Genomic DNA, 1,105 nt, shown 5'->3' with positions numbered 1-1,105 from the left:
AGGTCGTACTTGTTCCAGCCGCCGCCGAGGTCGGTGCGTCCGGTGAAGGTGCCGTCGCCCTTGCCCATGTAGGAGTAGAGGTGACCGTCGGTGCCGCGGGCGAGCAGATCGGGGTTGCCGGTCTTGTTGATGTCACCGGCACCGATGACCATGTCGTACTGGTTCCAGCCGCCGCCCAGGTCGCTGCGCCCGGTGAAGGTACCGTCGCCCTTGCCCATGTAGGAGTAGAGGTGACCGTCGGTGCCCCGGGCGAGGTAGTCGGCGACGCCGGTGTTGTTGATGTCGCCGACTCCGATGATCGGCGACACCCCCGCCGCCATCGCCGGCTCCGGAGCGCCGCAGTTCTTGCTGACGAACTCCTGCGTCCCGCCGTTGTACGTCACGCCGTCGAAGGTGACGGTCTGGCCCGCACCGTTGAGGGTCTCTTCGAAGTGCAGGTGGGCGCCCTGTGAGTTGCCGGTGTTGCCGACCCTGCCGATGGTCTGACCCGCGCTCACCGAGGCTCCGGCCGTGACGTCGACGGCGGACAGGTGCGCGTAGTGGGTGGTCCAGCCGCCACCGTGGTTGATGCGGACGTGTATGCCCGCCCAGCCCCCGCTGTCTCCCGCTACCTCGACGGTGCCGGCGGCACTGGCGGCCACGGGCAGCCCTGTGTCGTCACCGGGATAACGGTTGAGATCGACGGAGTTCGCCGGGTTGTGATCGGCGTAGGTGCTGGCCGTCCACGTCTCTCCGCAGGGGGCGGGGAGTTGGAAGTCGGGGCGCTCGGCGGCGTGCGCGCCGGACGCGCCGAGGGTGAGCGTTCCGGCCGAGATCGCGACGACGAGGGCGGCGTTGAGCGAGCGACGCATGGACATGAAGGATCCTTCGCTGAGGGAAGTCGGGAGGGAGAGAGGTGGAGCGGGCGGCGGGATTCCGGAGCGGTCCGTGTGGTCCCGCCGCCCGTGCCATTGGGGAACGGCGTTCTCGACGGCGGTGAGGCCGGAGATCAGCCGTGGATCAGGTGTGGTTCAGCTGTAGATGTTGTAGCCGTAGCCGGTCTTGGTGCGGCCGGTGAACTTGCCGTCGCCGATGCCCATGTACGTGTACAGGTCGCCGTTGGTGT

Annotated in this window: 1 protein-coding gene; it reads right to left on the bottom strand. The window is 68.2% G+C overall.

Features of this window, described 5'->3' with window-relative positions:
- Nucleotides 1-857: peptidoglycan DD-metalloendopeptidase family protein (locus ACF07V_RS38750; RefSeq protein WP_392160905.1), on the bottom strand; the 857-nt coding region annotated here is incomplete at its 3' end.
- Nucleotides 858-1,105 lie beyond the last annotated feature (248 nt).

The sequence above is a fragment of the Streptomyces sp. NPDC015661 genome (assembly GCF_043077765.1).
Taxonomy (GTDB): domain Bacteria; phylum Actinomycetota; class Actinomycetes; order Streptomycetales; family Streptomycetaceae; genus Streptomyces.
The sequence above is the reverse complement of the archived record's forward strand: the minus strand, read 5'-3'. Positions and strand labels throughout refer to the sequence as shown.